Source organism: Actinoplanes palleronii, from assembly GCF_016862315.1.
Lineage (GTDB): Bacteria > Actinomycetota > Actinomycetes > Mycobacteriales > Micromonosporaceae > Actinoplanes > Actinoplanes palleronii.
Map to the genome: position 1 here is coordinate 227,267 of NZ_BOMS01000014.1, position 20,507 is coordinate 247,773.

Consider the following 20,507-nt stretch of genomic DNA (forward strand, 5'->3'; position numbering starts at 1 on the left):
CTCTAACGAGGCGCAAGGTCACCGGTAAGTTGAGTCTCATGTCTGCCGAGTTCTTCCGCTCCCCGCTGCATGACCGTCACGTCGCGCTGGGCGCGAAACTCGCCCCGTTCGGCGGCTGGGAGATGCCGCTGGAGTACGCCGGCGGTGGCGTCCTGCGCGAGCACGCCGCGGTCCGCGAGGCGGCCGGCGTGTTCGACGTGTCACACCTGGGCAAGGCCCGGGTCAGCGGCGCCGGCGCGGCCGATTTCGTGAACTCCTGCCTGACCAACGACCTGGGCCGGATCGAGCCGGGCAAGGCGCAGTACACGCTCTGCTGCGACGAGACCGGCGGCGTGGTGGACGACCTGATCGCGTACCTCTACGGCCCGGACGACGTCTTCCTGATCCCGAACGCCGCGAACACCGCCGAGGTCGCGCGCCGCCTGGCCGCCGCCGCGCCGGCCGGGGTCACCGTCACCGACCAGCACCGCGAGTTCGCGATCCTGGCCGTGCAGGGCCCGCACTCCGCCGACGTGCTGGGCAAGCTCGGCCTGCCCGCCGACCACGGCTACATGTCGTTCCTCGAGGCCACCCTCGGCGGCGCGGAACTGATCGTGTGCCGGACCGGGTACACCGGTGAGCACGGCTACGAACTGGTCATCCCGTGGGACGCGGCGACCGCGGTCTGGGACGCGCTGATCACCGCCGGGGTCCGCCCGTGCGGCCTCGGCGCCCGCGACACGCTCCGCACCGAGATGGGCTACCCGCTGCACGGCCAGGAACTCTCCCTGGAGATCAGCCCGGTGCAGGCCCGCTCCGGCTGGGCCGTCGGCTGGTCAAAACCGGTCTTCTGGGGCCGGGACGCGCTGCTCGCCGAGAAGGCCGCCGGTCCGCGCCGCCAGCTCCGCGGCCTGGAACTCACCGGCCGCGGCATCCCGCGCGGCCACATGCCGGTCTTCGCCGGCGGCGTCCAGGTCGGCGAGACCACCAGCGGCACGTTCTCTCCGACGAAGAAGATCGGCATCGCGCTCGCCCTGATCGACACCGCGACACCGCTCGCCGACGACACCCTCGTGGAGATCGACATCCGCGGCCGCCGGACCGAGGCCCGCCTGGTCAAACCCCCGTTCGTCAAGACCTCGGTCCGCTGACGGCAGCTTCCCCACAAAAACCCCATAGGGTACGAATACCGGGCGCACGTCCGTAGGCTACGAGCCACGCCCCGCCCGTGAGGCGGTCTCGCGTGCGCGCCGCGGGCCGGGAGGCGCGCGGCGGTCGTGCGGGCCCGCGGTGTCGCGTGGCCTCACGGGCGGGACTCGGCTCGTAGCCTGCGGGCGAGCGCTCCGTTATTCGTACCAAATGGGGTTTATTGGTCGTTGCTACCGCAAGGTGAGCGTGATCAGCGTGAGGGTCGTCGCCAGCTCGACGCAGGCGCCCAGGACGTCGCCGGTGATGCCGCCGAGGCGGCGGGTGGCGTGGCGGAGCAGCAGAAACACCGCGGCGAGGGCGATGGCGACCGCGAGGGGACCCTGCCAGGGGCGGTCCGGGAGCGCGGGGATCGCGGCGGCGCCGACGGCGGTCGCGGCGAGCAGGACGACCGGGAGCGGGACGGTGGCGGCGACCATCGCGCCCAGGCCGGACGGACGGGCCGGGGGGACGCCGCGGCGGCAGGCCAGCGAGAGGGCCAGGCGGCCGGTGGTCCAGGCGATCACTATCGGCCACCAGCCGAGGGTGGCGACGGCGGCAGCCTGGATCAGCACGGTGGTGGCGAGGGCCACCACCCCGAACGGCCCGATGTCCGGTTTTTTCATGATTTCCAGGGCGGCTGGGCCGGAGCGGTAGGAGCCGAGCGCGTCGACCGTGTCCGCCAGGCCGTCCAGGTGCAGGCCCCGGGTCAGCAGGGCGCCCGCGGCGACCGTCACGCCGGCCGCGACCAGGGCGGGCCCGCCGAGCGCCCGCAGACCCTCGTGGAGGCCGGCCAGGGTCAGGCCGAGCAGCAGGCCGACCAGTGGTGCGACGCTCATCGCGACGGCCGCGGCCGGCCGGTCGACCCGGCCGCCGCGCACCGGCAGGACGGTCAGGGTGGTGACCGCCAGCCGCACGCCGTCGGTGAACCTGCTGCCCGGTGCGTCGGTCACGATCGGCCGGCCGCGCCGCCTTCGGTCCCGTTGTCCACGGTCCGGAAGCTCACGGTCCGGTCGTCCGCTTCCACGTCCGCGTCAGCGCTCGCGCCGGCGGGGTTGCCGAATCCGGTGAGGCCGGTGACCACGGTGGCCTCGTCGTCGATGCCGCTGTCGTCGTTGTCCCCGAAGCCGGCGCCCTCGTCGTCGTCCGTGTCATCGCTGTCGTCGTCGGACAGGCCGGCGTCGCCGTGCTCGGACAGCAGGGCCGGGTGCACCGGCAGCGCCGCGGCCAGGCCCAGCGCGGTGCGCAGCAGCGGCAGCGCCGCCAGCGCGTTCGCGCCCTCACCCAGGTCCAGGCCGAGCTCCAGCACCGGGGTCAGGCCGAGCACGTCCGCGCCCTGCTTGACCAGCGCCAGCGTGCCCGCCTCGGGCAGCAGGCACCAGTGCCGGGTCTGCCCGGCCAGGTCCCGGGCGACGAGCCCGGCGGCGATCCCGAGCGGGCCGTCGAGCAGCACCGGCACGCGCCGGGCGGCCGCGCCCAGCAGCAGGCCGGTGGCGACCGCCAGGTCCAGGCCGCCGATCTCGCGGAGGATGTCGGTGGCGCCGCGCGGCTCCTGGCGGATCCGGTGCAGGGCGTCCCGGATCGCGGCGCAGCGGATCATCCAGGAGTGGTCGTCGAACCGCCCGCCGGGCAGCAGCACCCGGGGCAGCGTGGCGGCGGCCTCGGCGCCGGTGGTGGCGGCGAGCACGGCGGTCGCCGCGGCTTCGACACCGACGCCGATCCCGGCCAGCAGCAGCGCGTCCCGGCCGGCGTCGGCCGCCTCGTCGGCGAGCTGCCAGCCCTGCCGCAGCGCGGCCTCGACCGCGCCGGCCCCGGCGACCGGGCCGTCCTCCATCGCGCCGGAGTCGCCGACCCGCAGCACGGCGATGTCCGCGCCGGCCTGACCGGCCAGCCGGCCCAGCAGTCCGGTGCCGAGCTCGGTCTCGGCGACCCGTCGTTCGGCGTCGTCCGGGTCGGCGCCGGCCGCGGCCCCGCCGGCGTGCTTGCCGGAGATGACCACGACCCGGACCGACGACCACGGGCGCGGGCTGGTGGTGTCCTGGGTGGCGGCGGCGAACTCGATCGCCTCGCCGAGCATGCCCAGCCCGGCGCCGGGCAGGTCGATCATGCCGAGGCGTTCCCGGGCCTCCGGGCCGGCGTCGCTGCTCGGCAGCGGCAGGTCCATGCCCGGCTCGATCTTGGTGAGCCCGGAGTTGACCAGCGGGAGGTACATGGTGGTGCCGCTGAACGCGTCCGGTTTCTCGGTGGGCAGCACCAGGGCTTCGGTGGGCGCCTCGACGAACGACGGGTCCGCCGGGGGAGTGACGAAGGTCGGCGGCGGGGGCGGTGCCGGGGTGGCGGTGGCTTGCGGCGCGGGCCGCGGGGCAGCCGTGACGACCGGCTCGGCCGTCTTCTCCTTCAACCAGACCGGCTGACCGGCGACCACCAGCACCACGCGGTCACACGCGTCGGCCAGCGCCTGGTTGGTCGTGCCCAGCGCGTCGGTGAACGCGCGCCCGACCGGCGTCATCGGCACCAGCGCGAGGCCTACCTCCGGGCTGACCAGCACGATCCGTGCCGGGCAGCCGCGCACCGCCTCGGCCAGCGCGGTCACGTCGGCCTCGTCGTCGTTCGGCTGGCGGGCCGGGTCGAGCACCGAGGCCACCCAGCCGCCCAGGTCGTCGACGAGCAGCGTCTCGTCCGGCTTCGCCTCGGCCAGCAGCTCGGTGAGCCGGGCCGGGTCACCGGCGGTCTCCTCGGTCGACCAGGACTGTGGCCGGCGCCGCTGATGCTCCTCGATCCGGGCCAGCCACTCCGGATCGTCCTCACCGCCGATCGCGGTGGCGACGTACCGCACCGTCGGCGCGTCTGCCACCAGCGATTCGGCGAACGCGGATTTGCCGGAGCGGATCCCGCCGAGCACCAGGACCGTGTTCCACCGATCTTCGGACATGCCCCGTACCTTAAAGCCGGGACGCACACGCGCACGCCGTAGGGTGGAAGGCCACCGACGTACGACGTGAGGGGGCGGCTCAATGCCGTGGAGTTGGCGGTACGAAGACGTCGACGGCAAATCGGTCGACTTGCCGACCGAGACGTTCAGCAGCCAGGCCGATGCGGAGTCCTGGATCGGCCAGGAGTGGCGTCAGTTGCAGTCGAACGGAGTCAGTACGGTCATCCTGGTCGAGGACGATCGGGTCGACTATCAGATGAGCCTGCAGTCGGCGGAGTGACGTGACCTACGAACCGGTCTACACGCGCACCCCTCGGAACGCGTTCATCCCGAGCCCGGTCTTCGTCGCCATCGTCGCGGTCTTCGCGGTGAGCGGCGTCCTCACCTGGTCCCGGTACGGCAACGTCGGGTTCGACGTGTTCCTGTTCGTGATCTCCGGCTGGCTGATCTCGCTCTGCCTGCACGAGTACGCGCACGCGGTTGCGGCGTACTTCTCCGGTGACCTGACCGTGGCCGAGCGCGGCTACCTGCGGCTCAACCCGTTGAAGTACACGCACCCGCTGCTCTCCATCGTGCTGCCGGTGGTCGTGGTGATCCTGGGCGGCATCGGCCTGCCCGGCGGCGCCGTCTGGGTCGACCACCGGTACATCAACAGCAAGATCAAGGATTCACTGATCAGTGCGGCAGGGCCGCTCACCAACGTGATCCTCGCGGTGGTGGCGGCCGTGCCGTTCCTGTTCGGCCTGGGACCGGATCTCCTCGACACCGGCACCCGGCTGGTGGTCTACACCGATCATCCGGAGTTCTGGCAGGCGCTCTCGGTGGTGGTCTTCCTGCAGATCACCGCGAGCGTGCTGAACCTGCTGCCCATCCCGGGCCTGGACGGTGGAAGCATCGTCCGGCCCTGGATGAGCCCGGCGTACCGGCGGGCCTGGGACATGTGCGCCCCGTTCGGGTTCCTGCTGCTCTTCGTCGCGCTCTGGCAGACCGACCTCGGCATCTACTTCTCCGACCTGGTGATCTGGATCGGCGAACGCCTGGGCCTCGATCGAAACCTGATCGCCAGCGGCTTCGAGCTGATGCGCTTCTGGAGCAGTAGTTAGTCCGGGCTAGGAACCGGTGCTCACGGCCGCTTCGATGGGCTGGTCGTGAGCGCCGGATCCCGGGTGACGACCGGGTCGACGATCTCGTCGATCGCCTTGAGCAGCCCGTCGTCCAGCTTCACCCCGGACGCCTTGACGTTGTCCCGGACCTGCTCCGGCCGGGACGCACCGATGATCGCCGCGGACACGTTCGGGTTGTGCAGCACCCAGGCCACCGCGAGCTGGGCCATGGTCAGCCCGGCCTCGTCGGCCAGCGGCTGCAGCCGGGCGACCGCGTTCAGCACGTCGTCCTCGAGCCATCGGGCGATGAAGGTCGCACCGGACTTCTCGTCGGTGGCCCGCGACCCGGCCGGCGGCTGCGCACCCGCCTTGTACTTGCCGGACAGCACCCCCTGCGCCAGCGGCGACCAGACGATCTGCCCCAGGCCCAGCTCCTGCGACGCCGGCACCACCTCGGCCTCGATCACCCGCCACAGCATCGAGTACTGCGGCTGGTTCGACACCAGCCGGATCTTCAGTTCGTCGGCGAGCGGCTTCGCGGCCCGGATCTCCGCGGCGCTCCACTCGGACACCCCGATGTAGTGCGTCTTGCCCCGGTGCACCACGTCGGCGAACGCCTCCATGGTCTCCTCGAGCGGCGTGTGGTGATCGAACCGGTGCGCCTGGTAGAGGTCCACGTAGTCGGTGCCGAGCCGCCGCAGCGAGCCGTCGATCGAGCTCATGATGTGCTTGCGGGACAGGCCGCTGTCGTTCTGGCCCGGCCCGGTCCGCCAGTACACCTTCGTGAAGATCTCCAGGCCGTCGCGCCGCTCGTCCTTCAGCGCCCGGCCCAGCACCTCTTCGGCGCGGGTGCCGGCGTAGACGTCGGCGGTGTCGAACGTGGTGATCCCGGAATCCAGCGCCGCGCGCACACAGGCGAGCGCGGCGTCCTCCTCCACCTGGGACCCGTGGGTGATCCAGTTGCCGTAGGCGATCTCACTGACCAGCAGGCCGGAACGGCCGAGATGACGAAACTCCATCCCCCGACCCTATCCACCGCCTCAGAGGACCGGCCGGACCTCCGGGCGCAGCAGCTCCACCTGTTCGATCGCGTCCGCCCGCTCCACGTACCGGGTCTCCACCAGCGGCTCGCCCTGCCGGTCCAGCGCACCCCAGCGCCCCGCCTCGTCGGCGATCAGGAACGCCGACGGGTGCAGCACCACGGCCTTGTGCACCGGCGGGACCACCGGCTGACCGGTCCGGTCCACCACTCCGGCGCCGGCTTCCGCCTCGACCACGGCCAGGCCCTCGTCGCTGAACCCGTCGATCGGCCCGCCGGCGCTGAGCACCGTGGCGAACTGCCGGTACTTCGGCTGCACCACGATCCGCCCGTGCCGGTCGACGGCGCCCCACCCGCCGGCCCGCCGGAACAGCGCCAGCCCGCGCCGGAACGGCCGTACGTCCTCGAAGCCCCCCGGCACCACCAGCCGGTTGGCCCGGTCGATCGCCGACCAGCCACCCTCGGCGTCCCGGGTCACCCAGGCCAGCCCTTCGGCGAACCGGTCGGCCGCGAGGTACCCGGAGTCGGCGCCGATCAGCACCGTCCCGGACGGGTCGATCAGTTCCCAGGCCGGCGACTCGGGGCGGCGCACCCAGGCCACCCCTTCGGCGAACGGCTGCGCCTGGGCGTACCTCGGCTCGACTGCCGCCGCGTACCCCCAGAGGCCGGTGCCGTCGTCGGTCAACGGCGTCGGCGCGGCCGGCAGCCCGAGCACCTCGTCGCGGCTGCGCGGGTACGGCCCCCAGCCCTCACCGGACCGCCGGGAGATCACGTCGAGGGCCAGCTCGATCCGTTCCACCAGCTCCGGGTCACGGTTCTGGCACAGGTCCAGGGCCCGCTCGAAGTGGTTCACCGCCTCCAGGAACCGCCCCTGCTCGAACGCCGACCGTCCGGCCATCTCGCGGATCTCCGCGCGGGTCCGGGCCGGCAGCTCCGGCGTGTCGGCCTGCGCGTAGAGCCGGTCCGCCTCGTCGAATTCGGTCCGCCACTGCAGCACGTGCGCCAGCCGGGTCTGCGCGACCGACACCGTCCGCGCCTCACCGCTCGCCTCGGCGTGCCGCAGCGCCTCACGCCCGTCGGCGAGCGCGTCGTCCAGCTCACCGAGCACCCGCGAGACGACCGCGCGCAGGCTGAGCAGCCCGGCCCGGACGTTGTCCCGCTCGGCGAACTCCAGCCGGTCGCTGAGCCGGTCGGCGAGGTCACCGAGCCGGTCCGGGTCCGCCACCTGCTCCCGCAAGGTCTGCGGATCGAACATCCAGGGGTAGGCGGCCAGGATCTCCTCCGGGTCCGCCCGCCGCCGGTCCGCCGGGGCGTGCTGGTCCCGGCGCTGCCGGATCGGCGCGGCGTCCGCCTCGCCTTCCAAGATCTTTCCGGTACGGACGTCCGCTTTCCCGGCACGGGTGTCTGCGTGCCCGGCCACCGCTTCGGCTTTTCCGGTACGGATGTCAGCGTGCCCCGGCGCCGCTTCGATTTTTTCGGTACGGACGTCAGCGCGCTCGGGCGCCGGTTCGGTGGCCGTCTGCGCCGCTTCTGCGGTCGCGGGGTGCCCCGGGGTCACGATCGGCGCTGCCGGCGCTGCCACCGCGATCTCAGCCGCCTCGTGACCGGTGCCCGCCGTCGTGGCGTCGTCGTCGATCGACGCGGACGCGCTGTCCGTTCCGCCGGCCACCGTGGCGTCCACGATGGTCGGGACGGCGGCGGACGTCTCGGCCGCAGTGTCGTCGGTGAGTGTTCTGACCGGCACGGTCTCGCTGTGGTGGTGCGCAGTGGTCGACCCCGGAGCGGACGTGTCATCCGCGTCCCCGGACGCCGGTCCCGCACCAGCACTCACCGCGCCGGCCGAGACGCCGCCGTCCCGAACGCCCTCACCCGCCGGACCAGCCTGCGCCAGTCCGTCCCCGACGGCCTCCGCGGTGTCCGTCCAGGCGGTGGCGCCGGCCTCAGCGGTCGCGCCGGCTTCAGTGATCGTGCCGGATATGGGGGTCGCGCCGGCCTCAGCGGTCGCGGCCGCCCGGGCCACGATCAGCGGCATCGCCACGGTCGGCGACGCGAACTCGTCCCCCGCCGCCAACTTCCAGCCCTCGGTGCCGGGAGCAGCCGTCGCTTCGTCCGCCGCACTCTCCGCGACAGCGGGTGCCGCGTGTCCGGCGGTGTCCGCTGTCCGGTCCGCCGCGCTCCCGCCGTGCTCCGCAGCAGCGACAACCTCATGATCGGTATCGGCCTCGAGATCATCCCCAGCGACCAGGCTGCGATCGATGGAGACAGTCACCACGTGCTCGCCGTCGACGTCCGCCGACGGCATCGCGCCGGTGGCCGAGTCGTCTCGCCCGGACACCGTGGAGCTGGCTTGCTCCGCCCACCCGGCGACCGCGGTGCTGGCCGGGTTCTCCCAGCCGGCGACCGCAGCCACCGGCAACGTCTCATCCGCCACGAACCCGACCGGCAGCGCCGCACCCGAGACCGGAGCGATGCGGCCGAGGTCCGCCCGCGCGCCGGCAGGCTCGTCGGCAGCCGGGCTTGCGCCCAGTTCCGAGTCGCCCCCGGCCGCTCCGGAGAATTCGGCCGCCCGCTCGTGCCGCCCCGCCCGCTCGCCGAGCGTGTCCTGCTCGTGCCGTCCGGCCTGCTTGCCGAGCGTGCCCTGCTCGTGGCGACCGGCCTGCTCGCCGAGCGTGCCCTGCTCGTGGCGACCAGCCTGCTCGCCGAGCGTGCCCTGCTCGTGGCGGCCGGGCCGCGGCTCTGCTGCTCCGTCCCGCGCGTCATCTGCGATGCCGGTGTCCAGAGCCTGCTGATCAATGCCGGTCAGAAGCTCTTGATCATCGTCCATCCGCGCGTGGCTGTGGCTCTCGCCCGTGGTCCAGCCAGCCGGAGCCTCGGCGGCGGGGAGGCTCGCCGCCGCGGCGGCGACGGCCGCCGCCTCGATGTCCGCCACAACCGTGGTTGCACCGGTCGCCGGGCCGACGGCCGCGGGCGCGTCGACGTTCGTGACCCCGGGCGCTGTCGCAGCGGTGTTCGCGGACCCCAGCGGGGTCTCGGCGGTGCTCGCGGAAGCCGCCGAGGTCTCGGCGGTGCTCGCAGAGCCCGGCGTGGGCTCAGTGGTGCTGTCGTCGGCAGTCCCGCTGCCGGCCTGGGCTTCGCTGGCTTCTGCCTCGGTCGCCTCGGCGTCGTCCTCGTCGACGGGCTGTGCGAACCAGCCGGCCGGTGGCACCGGGATCTCCTCCGGAACGATCGTCTCGGGGACGGCCAGCGGTGAGGTGTCCGGTACCGGCGTTTCCGCGCCGAGCCCGCTCATCGACAGCAGCCAACCCAGCCCGCGCGGCCCCTCGCCGGATTCCGGCTCGGCAACCGGCTGCGCAGAACCGGGCGCTCCGGTGACCGGCGCACTCGCCTCCGCGAACGGCACACCGGTGACCGGCTCGACCGCTTCCGCAAACGGCAGCCCGGTGACCGGCGCGTTCGCCGGAATGAACGACGGCCCGCGTGCCGGTGCGTCGGCCGGGGTGAACGACGGCCCGCTGACCGGCGCACCGGTGACCGGGGCAGTCGCCGCTGCCGGCGGCACGACCGAACCGGCGCGGCGCGGATCGATCGCCTGGGTGCGGTCCTCCGGCGGCAGGTTGCCGTGCGGTCCCTGGTTGCCCAGGTCGACCCGCCGGTGAGTGCGCTCGTCCGGAACCGCCGGACCCGCCACCTGCTCGCGCGGGGCGGTCTCGGCCGGGCCGGCGCGGCGCGGGTCGAAGCTCGGCGTATACGCCTGTTCGTGCAGACCGGACGCGCCGAGGTCCGCGCGCCGCGGGTCGAGCGGCCGGGTCGGCTCGTCGCCGGGTGCGGGCGCTGCCGGGTCGACCGGCCGGGCCGGAGCGGGCCGGGTCGGCTGACCGGTGCGGCGCAGGTCCAGCGGCCGGGTGCGCTCCTCGGAGTCGTGCTCGTAACCCTGAGCCGCACCGACGTCGCCACTCTGCTCCGCACGGCGCGGATCCGCCGCCCGGAACCCACCGTCCGGCCCCGGCCCACCGAATCCCGAACCCTGACCGGTGAAGCTCGTGCTCGGAGCGGACCCCTGGCCGGCGAAGCCCGCACCTGGAGCGGACCCCTGGCTGGCGAATCCCGAGGCAGGCACAGCGCCCGGACCTGCGGACCCCTGGCTGGCGAAGCCCGCACCTGGAGCGGACCCCTGGCCGGCGAATCCCGAGGCCGGCACGACGCCCGGACCTGCGGACCCCTGGCCGGCGAAACCCGAGGCCGGCATCGCGCCCGGGCCCGCGGTGCCGGAGCCCGGCGCGGCCACGCCGGAGACCGGCGCCGAGGAGACGCCGGAGACCGGCGCCGCGGCGATGCCGGAAACGGGCGCATTGCCGGGAATCTGACCGGCGAGACCCGACACCGGGGCGTTGCCCGGCATCGAACCGGCGCCACCCGAGACAGGGGCGTTGCCCGGAACCGAGCCGGCGAAGCCGGATACCGGGGCGTTGACTGGGACATAACCGGCGAAGCCGGACACCGGAGCGTTGCCCGGGACCTGACCGGCGACGCCCGAGACGGGTGCCGAGGTCATGCCCGAGACCGGTGCGGCGGCGATGCCGGAGACCGGTGCCGAGGCGATGCCGGAGACAGGGGCGGCGGCGATGCCGGAGACCGGCTGGTTGGCCGCCCACGAGGAGTCGCGGCCGTAGCCTCCCGGCGCGACCGGCCCGGAGACCGGGGCGACCGGAGCCTGGCCAGGCTGGCCATATCCCTGGCCCGGATTGACGGGAACCTGACCCGGCTGACCGGGCTGACCGGGCTGACCAGGACGGCCGGGCATGACCGGCGGCTGCCCCGGGGTGGCCGGGTAGGACGCGGCCGGCGGCATGGCCGGCTGCTGCGGCGTCATCCGCGTCGGCTGGGCCGCCGGACGGGACGGCGCCGGGCTGTTCCGGTCCTGCGGAACGGGGCGCAGATCGAACGGCGCCTCCGGCGTCCGCCCGCCGTCGCGGGTGGGCCGGGCCGGGAACGCATCCGGCGGAACGGGCCGGGCACTGCCATAGGTCGGCGCGGCCGGCGACATCGGTCGCGGGTCGGCGCGGGGATCGACCCGCGGGTCGGTGCCGGGACGCGGAACGGCCTGCTCCGGAGTCGGCCAGGGCACACCCGGCGCACCGGGTGCACCAGGCGCGACCGGGCCGCCGGGCTGCTCGCCCGCCGGTCGCCGGACCTGGAAACCGGAATCCTGCTCACGGCCCTGCCCAGGCGCAAACCCGGCAGGTCCCCCGAAACGGGACTGCGAAGTACCTTGCTGACGTTCCGGGCCCGGAGCGGGCGACACCGGGCCACGAGGGCCGTTCGGCGCCTGCGCGCCACCGCGGACCGGCGGAATCGGCCCACCCTGCTGGCCCGGCCCGAAGTCCGGACGTCCGGCCGGCGACACCGGCCGTGGACCGTGCCCGGGCGCGTCACCGCGCTCCCACTGCTGCGGGCCGCGTGGCTCCTGCTGCCCGCCCCAGTTCTCCGGCCCGCGCTGCGGCGATCCGGGCTGCTGAGACCCCTGCTGAGCGCCGCGCTGCGGCAGACCGGACTGCTGCCCCGGCTGCTGTTGCGCGCCACGTTGCGGCAACCCGGACTGCTGCCCGGGCTGCTGCTGACCGAACTGTCCGGGCTGCTGCTGACCGGATTGCCCAGGCTGTGGGTAACCGGGTTGCTGCTGACCGGGCTGACCGGGCTGACCGGGCTGACCGGGCTGACCGGGCTGACCGGGCTGCGGGTAACCGGCCTGCCCAGGCTGCGGGTAACCGGGTTGCTGCTGTCCGGTTTGTCCAGACTGCGAAAAGCCGGGCTGACCGGGTTGCGGAAAACCGGGCTGACCGGGCTGCGAAAAGCCGGGCTGCTGCGGACCGGGACCACGACGCGGCCCGTCCTGCTGCTGCCCAGGCCCGCGCGCCGCCCCCGGCGCCGGATAACCGGGCTGCTGGCCGGGCGAGACCGGCGCCGCCGACCCCGGCACCCGGGCATGTCCGGGCGTCACCGGCACGGAGGGAGCACCCCGCCCATAGACCGGAGCCGCCCCACGCCGCGGATCCGGCGCACCCTCGTAGGGGACCGGCCGGTTCCACGACGGATCGTTCTGGGTCTCCCGGCGGCTGCCGCCGTACCTCGGAGGCTCTTCGCCCGAAGCGGCCGGAGGGCGGCCGAAACCTGGCGCCGGACCGCTCACCGGGACCGAGCTGACCGGTGCGGATCCACCGCGGGACGCCTCGTAGACCGGGGTGTGCACGGCCTTGCGCCGGCCCGGGTCGCCGGGGTAGCGCTGGCCGGGTACCGGTTCCCACTCCCAGGTGATCTCGTAGACCCAGGCGGGCTCGTCATCCCAGCCGTCCGCACCCGGACGGGAGCTCCAACCGTTCATCGGGTATCCCGACCCGGCGATTGGCAACGCTCCGTCACGGCGAACTCCAACGTGTCAAAAATCGAGCCGTGGCCGGCCGGGGACCCGGGTACAGTCGCCCGGCTCCACTGCGGGGGTGTGGAAAGGAGATTAGCGGCGTGGTCGGGAAGGACGCCAGCGTGCTCACGATCTCAACGGTCGGTCCGTTACGAGGCTCGGTCACTACTTTCGGTGCACTGGTCGGGTCGGGTTTCCGTCGCTACACGACCTATCGTCAGGCCACCATAGCCGGAACGTTCACCAACATAGTCTTCGGCTACCTGCGCTGCTATGTGCTGCTCGCGGTGGCTGCGGGCACCGTCGGCGGCCGTCCCGGCGGGTACGCCCCGGACCAGCTCGTCACCTATGTCTGGTTGGGTCAGGGGCTACTGAGTGTGGTGATGCTGTGGGGCTGGGCGGAGCTCGCCGAACGCATCCGTACCGGTGACGTCGCTGCCGATCTGTTACGTCCGGTGGCCCCGTTGACCGCTTACCTGGCCGCTGACCTGGGTCGCGCGGCACACGGGATGCTCACCCGGTTCATCCCGCCGGTGGTGGTCGGTGCGCTGTGCTTCCCGATGCGGATGCCGACCCGCTGGCAGACGGTCCCGCTGTTCCTGGTGTCGGTGCTGATCGCGGTGGTGGTCAGTTTCGGCTGCCGGTACCTGGTCAACGCGACCGCGTACTGGCTGCAGGACGCCCGCGGGCCGATCCTGCTCTGGACGCTCGGCGCCGGGGTGCTGGGTGGGCTCTACTTCCCGCTGCGCCTGCTGCCGGAGTCGGTGGCGGTCACGTTGTGGCTGGCCACGCCGCTGCCGAGCATCCTGCAGACGCCGCTGGACGTGGCCGCCGAGCGGGACGGCCCGGCGCTGCAGCTGGGCCTGGTCGCGCTGCAGCTGTTCTGGGCGGTGGTGCTGCTGGTGCTGGCCGCCGTGGTGCAGAAAAGGGCCGAGCGCCGCCTGGTGGTCCAGGGTGGGTGAACTGCGGGCCTATGCCGCGCTGGCCGGCGCCCAGGCGCGTTCGGTCTTCTCCTACCGGGCCTCGTTCCTGATCGAGTTGTTCAGCAACGTCGGTGCCACGGTCTTCGACGTGCTCTCCGTGCTGGTGCTCTTCCGGGCCACCGACCGGGTGGGCGGTTTCACCCTGCCCGAGGCGCTGCTGATGACGAGCATCACGTCGGCCGGGTTCGCGCTCGCCGACTTCACGGTCGGCAACGTCGACCGGCTGAAGGTCTACGTCCGGGCCGGGACGCTCGACGCGGTGCTGGTCCGGCCGCTCGGCGCGCTGCCCCAGCTGCTGCTCATGGACCTGCCGATCCGCAAGCTGCTGCGGGTGGTGTTCGGCTTCGGCGTGCTGGCCGTGGCGCTGCGGATGAACCACATCGACTGGACACCGGCCCGGGTGTTGTTGATCACGGTCGCGCCGATCGCCGCCGCGGTGTTCCTCAGCTCGATCTTCGTGCTGAGCGCCAGCCTGGCGTTCTGGTGGGTGGACTCCGGCGAGCTCGGCAGCGCCTTCACGTACGGCGGCCGGGACTTCACGTCGTACCCGATCACGGTGTACGGCCCGCTCTTCCGCGGCTTGTTCGCGTACGCGCTGGGTTTCGCGTTCGTCTCCTACCAGCCGGCGTTGGCGCTGCTCGGCCGCCCGGACCCGCTCGGTCTGCCGGCCTGGGCCGGCTTCGCCGCCCCGTTCGTCGCCTGCGCCGCCGCGGTGGTCGCGGCGGTCGTCTGGCGCACCGGGATCCGCCACTACCGGAGCACAGGATCATGATTCGTACGAATGAACTGCGCAAGGACTTCACCGTACGGGTCAAGAGCGGCCGGTTCCGGCGCGAGAAACGTGTGGTCGAAGCGGTCGCCGGGGTGACCCTGAGCATCGAGCCGGGGGAGATGGTCGGCTACATCGGCCCGAACGGCGCCGGCAAGTCCACCACCCTGAAGATGCTGACCGGCGTGCTCACCCCGTCCGGCGGTGACGTCGAGGTGTGCGGCCTGCGCCCGGTCCCGCAGCGTACGAAGCTGGCCCTGAACATCGGTGTGGTCTTCGGCCAGCGCTCCCAGCTCTGGTGGGACCTGCCGCTGCACGAGTCGTTCGCCCTGCTCCGGCACATCTACCGGGTGCCCGCCGCGGAGCACGCCGCCCGGCTGCGCCGTTGCCGGGACCTGCTCGACCTGGACGACTTCCTGGACATCCCGGTGCGGCAGCTCTCCCTGGGCCAGCGGATGCGCGGCGAGCTGACCGCGGCCCTGCTGCACGGTCCCCGGGTGCTGTTCCTGGACGAGCCGACGATCGGCCTGGACGTGGTCAGCAAGCAGGCGGTCCGCTCGTTCCTGGCCGAGCTGGGCGCGACCGGTGACGTGACCCTGGTGCTGACCACGCACGACCTGGCCGACATCGAGCGGCTCTGCGAACGCCTCGTGGTGATCGACCACGGCCGGGTGGTGCACGACGGGACGATCGACGCGCTGCACACCCGGTACGGCTCCCGCCGCAGCCTGGTCGCCGACCTGGCGGATCCGCTGCCGGACGGCTTCGTGCTGCCGGGCGCGACCCTCGTCGGTGTCGAGGCGGACCGGCACCGGGTGACGTTCGCGCTGGACGGGGTGACCGCCGGGGTCGCGGTGGCCGGGCTGGTCGCGGCGGTGTCGATCCGGGACCTGTCGGTGGTCGAGCCGGACATCGAGGACGTGGTGGCCCGGCTCTACGCGTCTACCGATGCTCCATGACCAGGACCGCCCAGGACGGCTCGAGGGCCTCGTAACGGTGCGGGACGTCGCCGGGGAACGTCACGTAGTCGCCCGGACCGACCTCGATCGGCTCGTCGACCGGCCCGGTCCGGATCCGGCCGGCGCCCACCACGATGTGTTCCACGCTGCCCGGGATGTGCGCCGCCGCCTCCCGGGCCTCGCCCGGTTCCAGCTCCATCAGGTAGAGGTCCCGGCGTACGTGCGGTGACCCGGTGGCGAGCAGGGTGGCCACGAAGTCGGCCCGGTCGGCGCGCAGCCGGGTGGCGCCCTCACCGGAGCGGATCACCCGGACCCGGGTCGGCTCCGGCTCGACCAGCCGGCTGAACGGCACGCCGAGCGCCACGCCGAGCGCCCACAGGGTCTCGATGCTGGGGTTCCCGTTGCCCGCTTCGAGCTGCGACAACGTGGATTTGGCCAGGCCCGCGCGGCGGGCCAGCTCGGCCAGGGAGATCCCGGCGCGGTCCCGTTCGCGGCGCAGGGCGGCGGCGATGGCGGCGAGCGGCGGCGCCGGCTGATCCATGGGCGTTCGCTCCATCGGTCGGGTCGTTCGGTTTGACGAACGCTGCGGGTTCGTTCAGCATAACGAACCATGAGCCCGGTAAATCGAACGCAAGCCCGTCCGCGTGACGTCGCCGCGCTGGCCGCCGCGACGCTCGCGGTGGGCGCTTCGTTCGGCGCCATCACCATCGCGTACGGCCTGCCCGCCTGGCTGCCCACGCTGATGTCGGTGGTGGTCTTCGCCGGTGGAGCGCAGTTCCTGGCGGTCGGCCTGTTCGCGGCCGGCAACCCGATCGCCGCGGTCCTCGCCGGTCTGCTGCTCAACGCCCGGCACCTGCCGTTCGGTCTGGCGGTCGCGGACACCCTCGGCCCGCGCTGGCGGGACCGGCTGATCGGCAGTCATCTGATGACCGACGAGGTGGTGGCGTTCACCCTCGCCGAGACGGACCCGGCTGCCCGGCGCCGGACGTACTGGCTGGTCGCGGTGTCGCTGCTGGTCGCCTGGAACGTCGGCACGGTGCTCGGCGTGCTGCTCGGCGGCGCCACCGGCGACCCGGACGCCCTGGGCCTCGACGCGGCGTTCCCGGCCGGGCTGATCGCGCTGATCCTGCCGTCGCTGCGGGACCGGGACACCCGCCTGGTGGCGCTCTCCGGCGCGGCGATCGCGGTGCTGCTGACCCCGGTCCTGCCAGCCGGGCTGCCGGTGCTGGCCGCGCTGCTCGGCCTGCTGGTCCTGTTCCGCCCCACCCGCCGCGCCGGCGGTGGCCGGCCGCCCGTGCGAGCGAGCGGAGACCCCGAGGAGAAGACATGCTGATCGTCGCCGTGATCGCGCTCGGCGTGGGCACCTACGCGATGCGGCTGAGCGGTGTCCTGCTGCGCGATCGCCTGGAACTCTCCCCGGCCGTCCAGCGCCTGCTCCCGATGGCCGCGGCGGCCCTGCTGGCGGCCCTGGCCGGCACCGCCGCGCTGACGGCCGGCGCCGAGTTCGCCGGGGTGGCCCGCCCGGCCGGGGTGGCCTTCGGGGCGCTGCTGGCCTGGCGCAAGGTCCCGTTCGTGCTGGTCGTCGTCGGCGCGGCGGTGGTCGCCGCCCTGCTGCGCCTGGCGGGGCTGCCCTGAAGGTCCGGGCAGCGTCCGGATCCCGGGCAGCACGAAGCCCCGGCGCGGAACCGCACCGGGGCTTCGGGGAAAGACGTCAGATCTTGGCGCCGAGCTCGACCTTCGGTTTCGGCACCCGCATCCGGCGGAAGGTCAGGCCGCGCATGATGCCGTACAGGTAGAGCGAACCGAGCCGCTGCTGACTGTTCGGGATGCGCGCCTTGACGGTCTTCTTGATCCGGCGGGCGATGAAGATGCTGTCCACCACGACGGCGAGCGCGAGCAGCGCCCACAGCACGTTGCTGGCCAGGACCACGACCTCGTTCCGGACGATCGAGCCGATCATCACGATCACCGCGCCGGCGATGAAGAACGAACCGACGGTACGGCGGGAGTCGACGAGGTCACGGACCAGCGAGCGCTCCGGGCCGCGGTCCCGGGCGAGGAGGTATTTCTCCTCGCCGTTGCGCATGCCCTCGGAGGCCTCCGAGCGCTCCTGGCGTTGCCGCTCGCGGAGCTGCTTCATCGCCTCCTTGCGGTTGGCGGGAGCGGCCTCCTGCGTCCGGCGACCCTGCTGCGTCCGCTTCGGCGTGACCACACCCAGCTCTTTCTTGCTGGGTGTGTAGCTTTTCCGGCGTGCGGCAGAGTCCTCCTCGGTTACCGAGGTGGTGGCGTCTTCGACGAGGTCGACTGGCTTGCGACGAAACAGCGGGGACACGAGACGAGCGTAGCCAAACGGCGCGGTGTGCCACACACCGCGCCGTTGATCGAGATGAAATTGCAGCTGGAAGGCTACGGCCGCTCGACGTGAGCGCCGAGCGCGGCCAGCTTGGCCTCGAAGTCCTCGTAGCCCCGCTTGATCAGGTTGACGCCGTACACCCGGGAGGTGCCCTCGGCGGCCAGCGCGGCGATCAGGTGCGCGAAACCGGCCCGCAGGTCCGGGATGACCAGGTCGGCGGCGTGCAGCTTGGACGGGCCGGCGATCACCGCGGAGTGCATGAAGTTGCGGCGGCCGAACCGGCACGGGGTGCCGCCGAGGCAGTCCCGGTAGACCTGGATGGTCGCGCCCATCGAGTTGAGCGCCTCGGTGTAGCCGAGCCGCTGCTCGTACACGGTCTCGTGCACGATCGAGATGCCGCGCGCCTGGGTCAGGGCGACGACCAGGGGCTGCTGCCAGTCGGTCATGAAGCCCGGGTGCACGTCGGTCTCCAGGGCCACGGCCTTGAGCTCGGTGCCCGGGTGCCAGAACTTGATGCCGCCCTCGGAGCCGGTCACACCCGGCCGGGACACCCGGTCGTCGGTGATCTTCAGCTCGCCGCCGATGTTCCGGTAGACGTTCAGGAACGTCATCATGTCGGCCTGCCGTGCGCCGAGCACCTCGATCTCGCCGCGGGTGGCGAGCGCGGCGGCGGCCCAGCTGGCGGCCTCGATCCGGTCCGGGATCGGCTTGTGCTCGTAGCCGTACAGCTTCGGCACGCCCTGGATCTCGATCATCCGGTCGGTGTGCACCGTGATGATCGCGCCCATCTTCTGCAGGATGCAGATCAGGTCGATGATCTCCGGCTCGATCGCGGCGTTGCGCAGCTCGGTGACGCCCTCGGCGCGGACCGCGGTGAGCAGCACTTGCTCGGTCGCGCCGACGCTCGGGTACGGCAGCTCCAGCTTCGCGCCGTGCAGCCCGTTCGGGGCACTCAGGTGCATGCCCTCGGGGGTCTTGTCGACGACCGCGCCGAACTCGCGCAGCGCCCTGATGTGGAAGTCGATCGGGCGCGGGCCGATGTGGCAGCCGCCCAGATCCGGGATGAACGCGTGGCCGAGCCGGTGCAGCAGCGGGCCGCAGAGCAGGATCGGGATCCGGCTCGAGCCGGCGTGCACGTTGATCTCGTCGGTGCTGGCGGACTCCACGCTGGTGGGGTCCATCACCAGCTCGCCGTCCTCGACGCCGTCGCTGACCTTGACGCCGTGCAGTTCGAGCAGGCCACGAACGACCTCGACGTCACGGATCCGAGGTACGTCGAAGAGCCGGCTCGGTGACTCGCCCAGCAGGGCGGCGACCATCGCCTTGGAGACCAGATTCTTGGCGCCACGGACCCGGATCTGACCCTGCAGTGGCGTACCGCCATGCACGATCAAGACGTCGTCGGTCAACGTAACCTCCAGCCGGTGGGCGCATGGACGCCCGGTGATCGAGGGGGCAGTGATTTCGGGTGGGGGTACCCGATCCTGCAACCGGGGAAGCATAGCGCTGAGTGACAACTCCGCCAGTCGTAGCGCGGCCGGAAAACCGAGTAGCCGGGCAATCACCCTGCAGGGTGAAATCTCCCGGCTACGCAGCGTTACGAAAATGGGTTACGGCAGGGCGAGCATCTGGTCCAGCGCGATGCGGGCCGCCCGTGCGGTCTCCTCGTCGACGGTGATCACGTTCGGCACCCGGCCGGCGACCAGCTCCTCCAGGGTCCACACCAGGTGGGGGAGGTCGATCCGGTTCATCGTCGAGCAGTAACAGACCGTCCGGTCGAGGAAGGTGACCTGCTTGTCCGGGTGGGCCAGGGCCAACCGGCGCACCAGGTTGAGCTCGGTGCCGATCGCCCACGACGAACCGGCGGGCGCGGCGTCCAGGGCCTTGATGATGTACTCCGTCGAGCCGACGTAATCGGCCGCGCGGACCACCTCGTGCCGGCACTCCGGGTGGACCAGCACGTTCACCCCGGGGACCCGCTCGCGGACGTCCCGGACGCTGTCGATGGTGAACCGGCCGTGCACCGAGCAGTGGCCGCGCCAGAGGATCATCTTGGCGTTGCGCAGCTGCTCGTCGGTGAGGCCGCCCTGCGGCTTGTGCGGGTCGTAGAGGACGCAGTCGTCCAGGTCGAAGCCCATCTCCAGGACCGCGGTGTTGCGGCCCAGGTGCTGGTCGGGCAGGAAGAACACCTTGCTGCCCTGCTCGAACGACCAGTCCAGGGCCCGCTTGGCGTTCGACGAGGTGCAGACCACGCCGGAGTTGCGCCCGACGAAGCCCTTGATGTCGGCGGACGAGTTCATGTACGTCACCGGGACGACGTCGCCGGCGATGCCGAGGTCCTGGAAGTGCTCCCAGGCCGTCTCCACCTGACCCAGCACCGCCATGTCGGCCATCGAGCAGCCGGCCGCCAGGTCGGGCAGGATGACCCGCTGCTCCGGCTTGGTCAGGATGTCGGCGCTCTCGGCCATGAAGTGCACGCCGCAGAACACGATGAACTCGGCGTCCGGCCGGGCCGCGGCCTGCTGGGCCAGCTTGAACGAGTCGCCGGTCACGTCGGCGAACCGGATCACCTCGTCGCGCTGGTAGTGGTGCCCCAGCACGAACACCCGGTCGCCGAGCGTCGCCTTCGCCGCGGTGGCCCGGGCCACCAGGTCCGGGTCGCTCGGCGCGGGCAGATCGCCGGGGCAGTCCACACCCCGCTCGCTCGCGGGGTCGCTGCCCTTGCCGAGAAGTAGCAGCGCGACAGGGGTGTTTCCAGGTTCGGTCCAGGTCGCCGTCACGAGAATCATC

16 protein-coding genes are annotated in these 20,507 nt (G+C 72.7%); 8 read left to right on the forward strand and 8 right to left on the reverse strand.

Annotated elements, in window-relative coordinates; all coding sequences use genetic code 11:
- The first annotated feature begins 38 nt into the window (after nt 1-38).
- Nucleotides 39-1,130 (forward strand): glycine cleavage system aminomethyltransferase GcvT, encoded by a 1,092-nt coding sequence (gcvT, locus tag Apa02nite_RS04820; protein ID WP_203824000.1) that lies wholly within the window; start codon nt 39-41, stop codon nt 1,128-1,130.
- A 228-nt stretch (nt 1,131-1,358) separates the two neighbouring features.
- Here the strand turns inward: gcvT and Apa02nite_RS04825 are convergent, their stop codons facing one another.
- Both Apa02nite_RS04825 and cobU read right to left on the reverse strand, forming a co-directional pair.
- A complete protein-coding gene (locus Apa02nite_RS04825; RefSeq protein WP_203824001.1) occupies nt 1,359-2,117 on the reverse strand; it encodes an adenosylcobinamide-GDP ribazoletransferase in 759 nt (252 codons plus the stop codon).
- Nucleotides 2,114-4,096, reverse strand: a complete 1,983-nt coding sequence (gene cobU / locus Apa02nite_RS04830) for a bifunctional adenosylcobinamide kinase/adenosylcobinamide-phosphate guanylyltransferase (RefSeq protein WP_203824002.1) — start codon at nt 4,094-4,096, stop codon at nt 2,114-2,116. Before cobU ends, Apa02nite_RS04825 begins: the two co-directional genes overlap by 4 nt.
- A gap of 82 nt (nt 4,097-4,178) precedes the next feature.
- Here cobU and Apa02nite_RS04835 point away from each other — a divergent pair, with 82 nt between their 5' ends.
- Complete coding sequence (locus Apa02nite_RS04835) at nt 4,179-4,376, forward strand: hypothetical protein (RefSeq protein ID WP_067704746.1); 198 nt, start codon at nt 4,179-4,181, stop codon at nt 4,374-4,376.
- A gap of 1 nt (nt 4,377) precedes the next feature.
- Nucleotides 4,378-5,199, forward strand: coding sequence for a site-2 protease family protein (locus tag Apa02nite_RS04840; RefSeq protein WP_203824003.1), 822 nt, complete (start codon nt 4,378-4,380; stop codon nt 5,197-5,199).
- A gap of 20 nt (nt 5,200-5,219) precedes the next feature.
- Here the strand turns inward: Apa02nite_RS04840 and Apa02nite_RS04845 are convergent, their stop codons facing one another.
- Entirely contained in the window at nt 5,220-6,218 is a 999-nt protein-coding gene (locus Apa02nite_RS04845) for an aldo/keto reductase family protein (protein WP_203824004.1), read from the reverse strand.
- A gap of 21 nt (nt 6,219-6,239) precedes the next feature.
- A complete protein-coding gene (locus Apa02nite_RS04850) occupies nt 6,240-11,363 on the reverse strand; it encodes a WG repeat-containing protein (RefSeq protein WP_203824005.1) in 5,124 nt (1,707 codons plus the stop codon).
- Nucleotides 11,364-12,775: 1,412 nt separating this feature from the next.
- Here Apa02nite_RS04850 and Apa02nite_RS04855 point away from each other — a divergent pair.
- From Apa02nite_RS04855 to Apa02nite_RS04865, 3 genes are read left to right on the forward strand one after another with little or no spacing between them, the layout of a single operon-like run.
- Nucleotides 12,776-13,615, forward strand: a complete 840-nt coding sequence (locus Apa02nite_RS04855; RefSeq protein WP_239164128.1) for an ABC transporter permease — start codon at nt 12,776-12,778, stop codon at nt 13,613-13,615.
- Nucleotides 13,608-14,408, forward strand: coding sequence for an ABC transporter permease (locus tag Apa02nite_RS04860; RefSeq protein ID WP_203824007.1), 801 nt, complete (start codon nt 13,608-13,610; stop codon nt 14,406-14,408). Before Apa02nite_RS04855 ends, Apa02nite_RS04860 begins: the two co-directional genes overlap by 8 nt.
- Entirely contained in the window at nt 14,405-15,364 is a 960-nt protein-coding gene (locus tag Apa02nite_RS04865) for an ABC transporter ATP-binding protein (RefSeq protein ID WP_067704729.1), read from the forward strand. Before Apa02nite_RS04860 ends, Apa02nite_RS04865 begins: the two co-directional genes overlap by 4 nt.
- Here the strand turns inward: Apa02nite_RS04865 and Apa02nite_RS04870 are convergent.
- Nucleotides 15,348-15,905, reverse strand: coding sequence for a helix-turn-helix domain-containing protein (locus Apa02nite_RS04870; protein ID WP_067704728.1), 558 nt, complete (start codon nt 15,903-15,905; stop codon nt 15,348-15,350). The two genes, Apa02nite_RS04865 and Apa02nite_RS04870, sit on opposite strands and share 17 nt — an antisense overlap.
- A 69-nt stretch (nt 15,906-15,974) precedes the next feature.
- Between Apa02nite_RS04870 and Apa02nite_RS04875 the strand changes: the two genes are divergently transcribed.
- Nucleotides 15,975-16,697, forward strand: a complete 723-nt coding sequence (locus Apa02nite_RS04875; RefSeq protein WP_203824008.1) for an AzlC family ABC transporter permease — start codon at nt 15,975-15,977, stop codon at nt 16,695-16,697.
- Entirely contained in the window at nt 16,691-16,999 is a 309-nt protein-coding gene (locus Apa02nite_RS04880) for an AzlD domain-containing protein (protein WP_203824009.1), read from the forward strand. Before Apa02nite_RS04875 ends, Apa02nite_RS04880 begins: the two co-directional genes overlap by 7 nt.
- A gap of 76 nt (nt 17,000-17,075) precedes the next feature.
- Here Apa02nite_RS04880 and Apa02nite_RS04885 read toward each other — a convergent pair whose 3' ends face one another.
- From Apa02nite_RS04885 to nadA, 3 genes are all read right to left on the reverse strand, one after another.
- The gene (locus Apa02nite_RS04885; RefSeq protein WP_067704963.1) at nt 17,076-17,696 is read right to left on the reverse strand and encodes a DUF3043 domain-containing protein; all 621 of its coding nucleotides are present in this window, start codon (nt 17,694-17,696) and stop codon (nt 17,076-17,078) included.
- Between the two features lie 74 nt (nt 17,697-17,770).
- On the reverse strand, nt 17,771-19,126 hold the full coding sequence (murA, locus tag Apa02nite_RS04890; protein ID WP_067704724.1) for a UDP-N-acetylglucosamine 1-carboxyvinyltransferase: 1,356 nt from the start codon (nt 19,124-19,126) through the stop codon (nt 17,771-17,773).
- A 201-nt stretch (nt 19,127-19,327) separates the two neighbouring features.
- Nucleotides 19,328-20,497, reverse strand: coding sequence for a quinolinate synthase NadA (nadA, locus tag Apa02nite_RS04895; protein ID WP_373872828.1), 1,170 nt, complete (start codon nt 20,495-20,497; stop codon nt 19,328-19,330).
- Between the last annotated feature and the right edge of the window lie 10 nt (nt 20,498-20,507).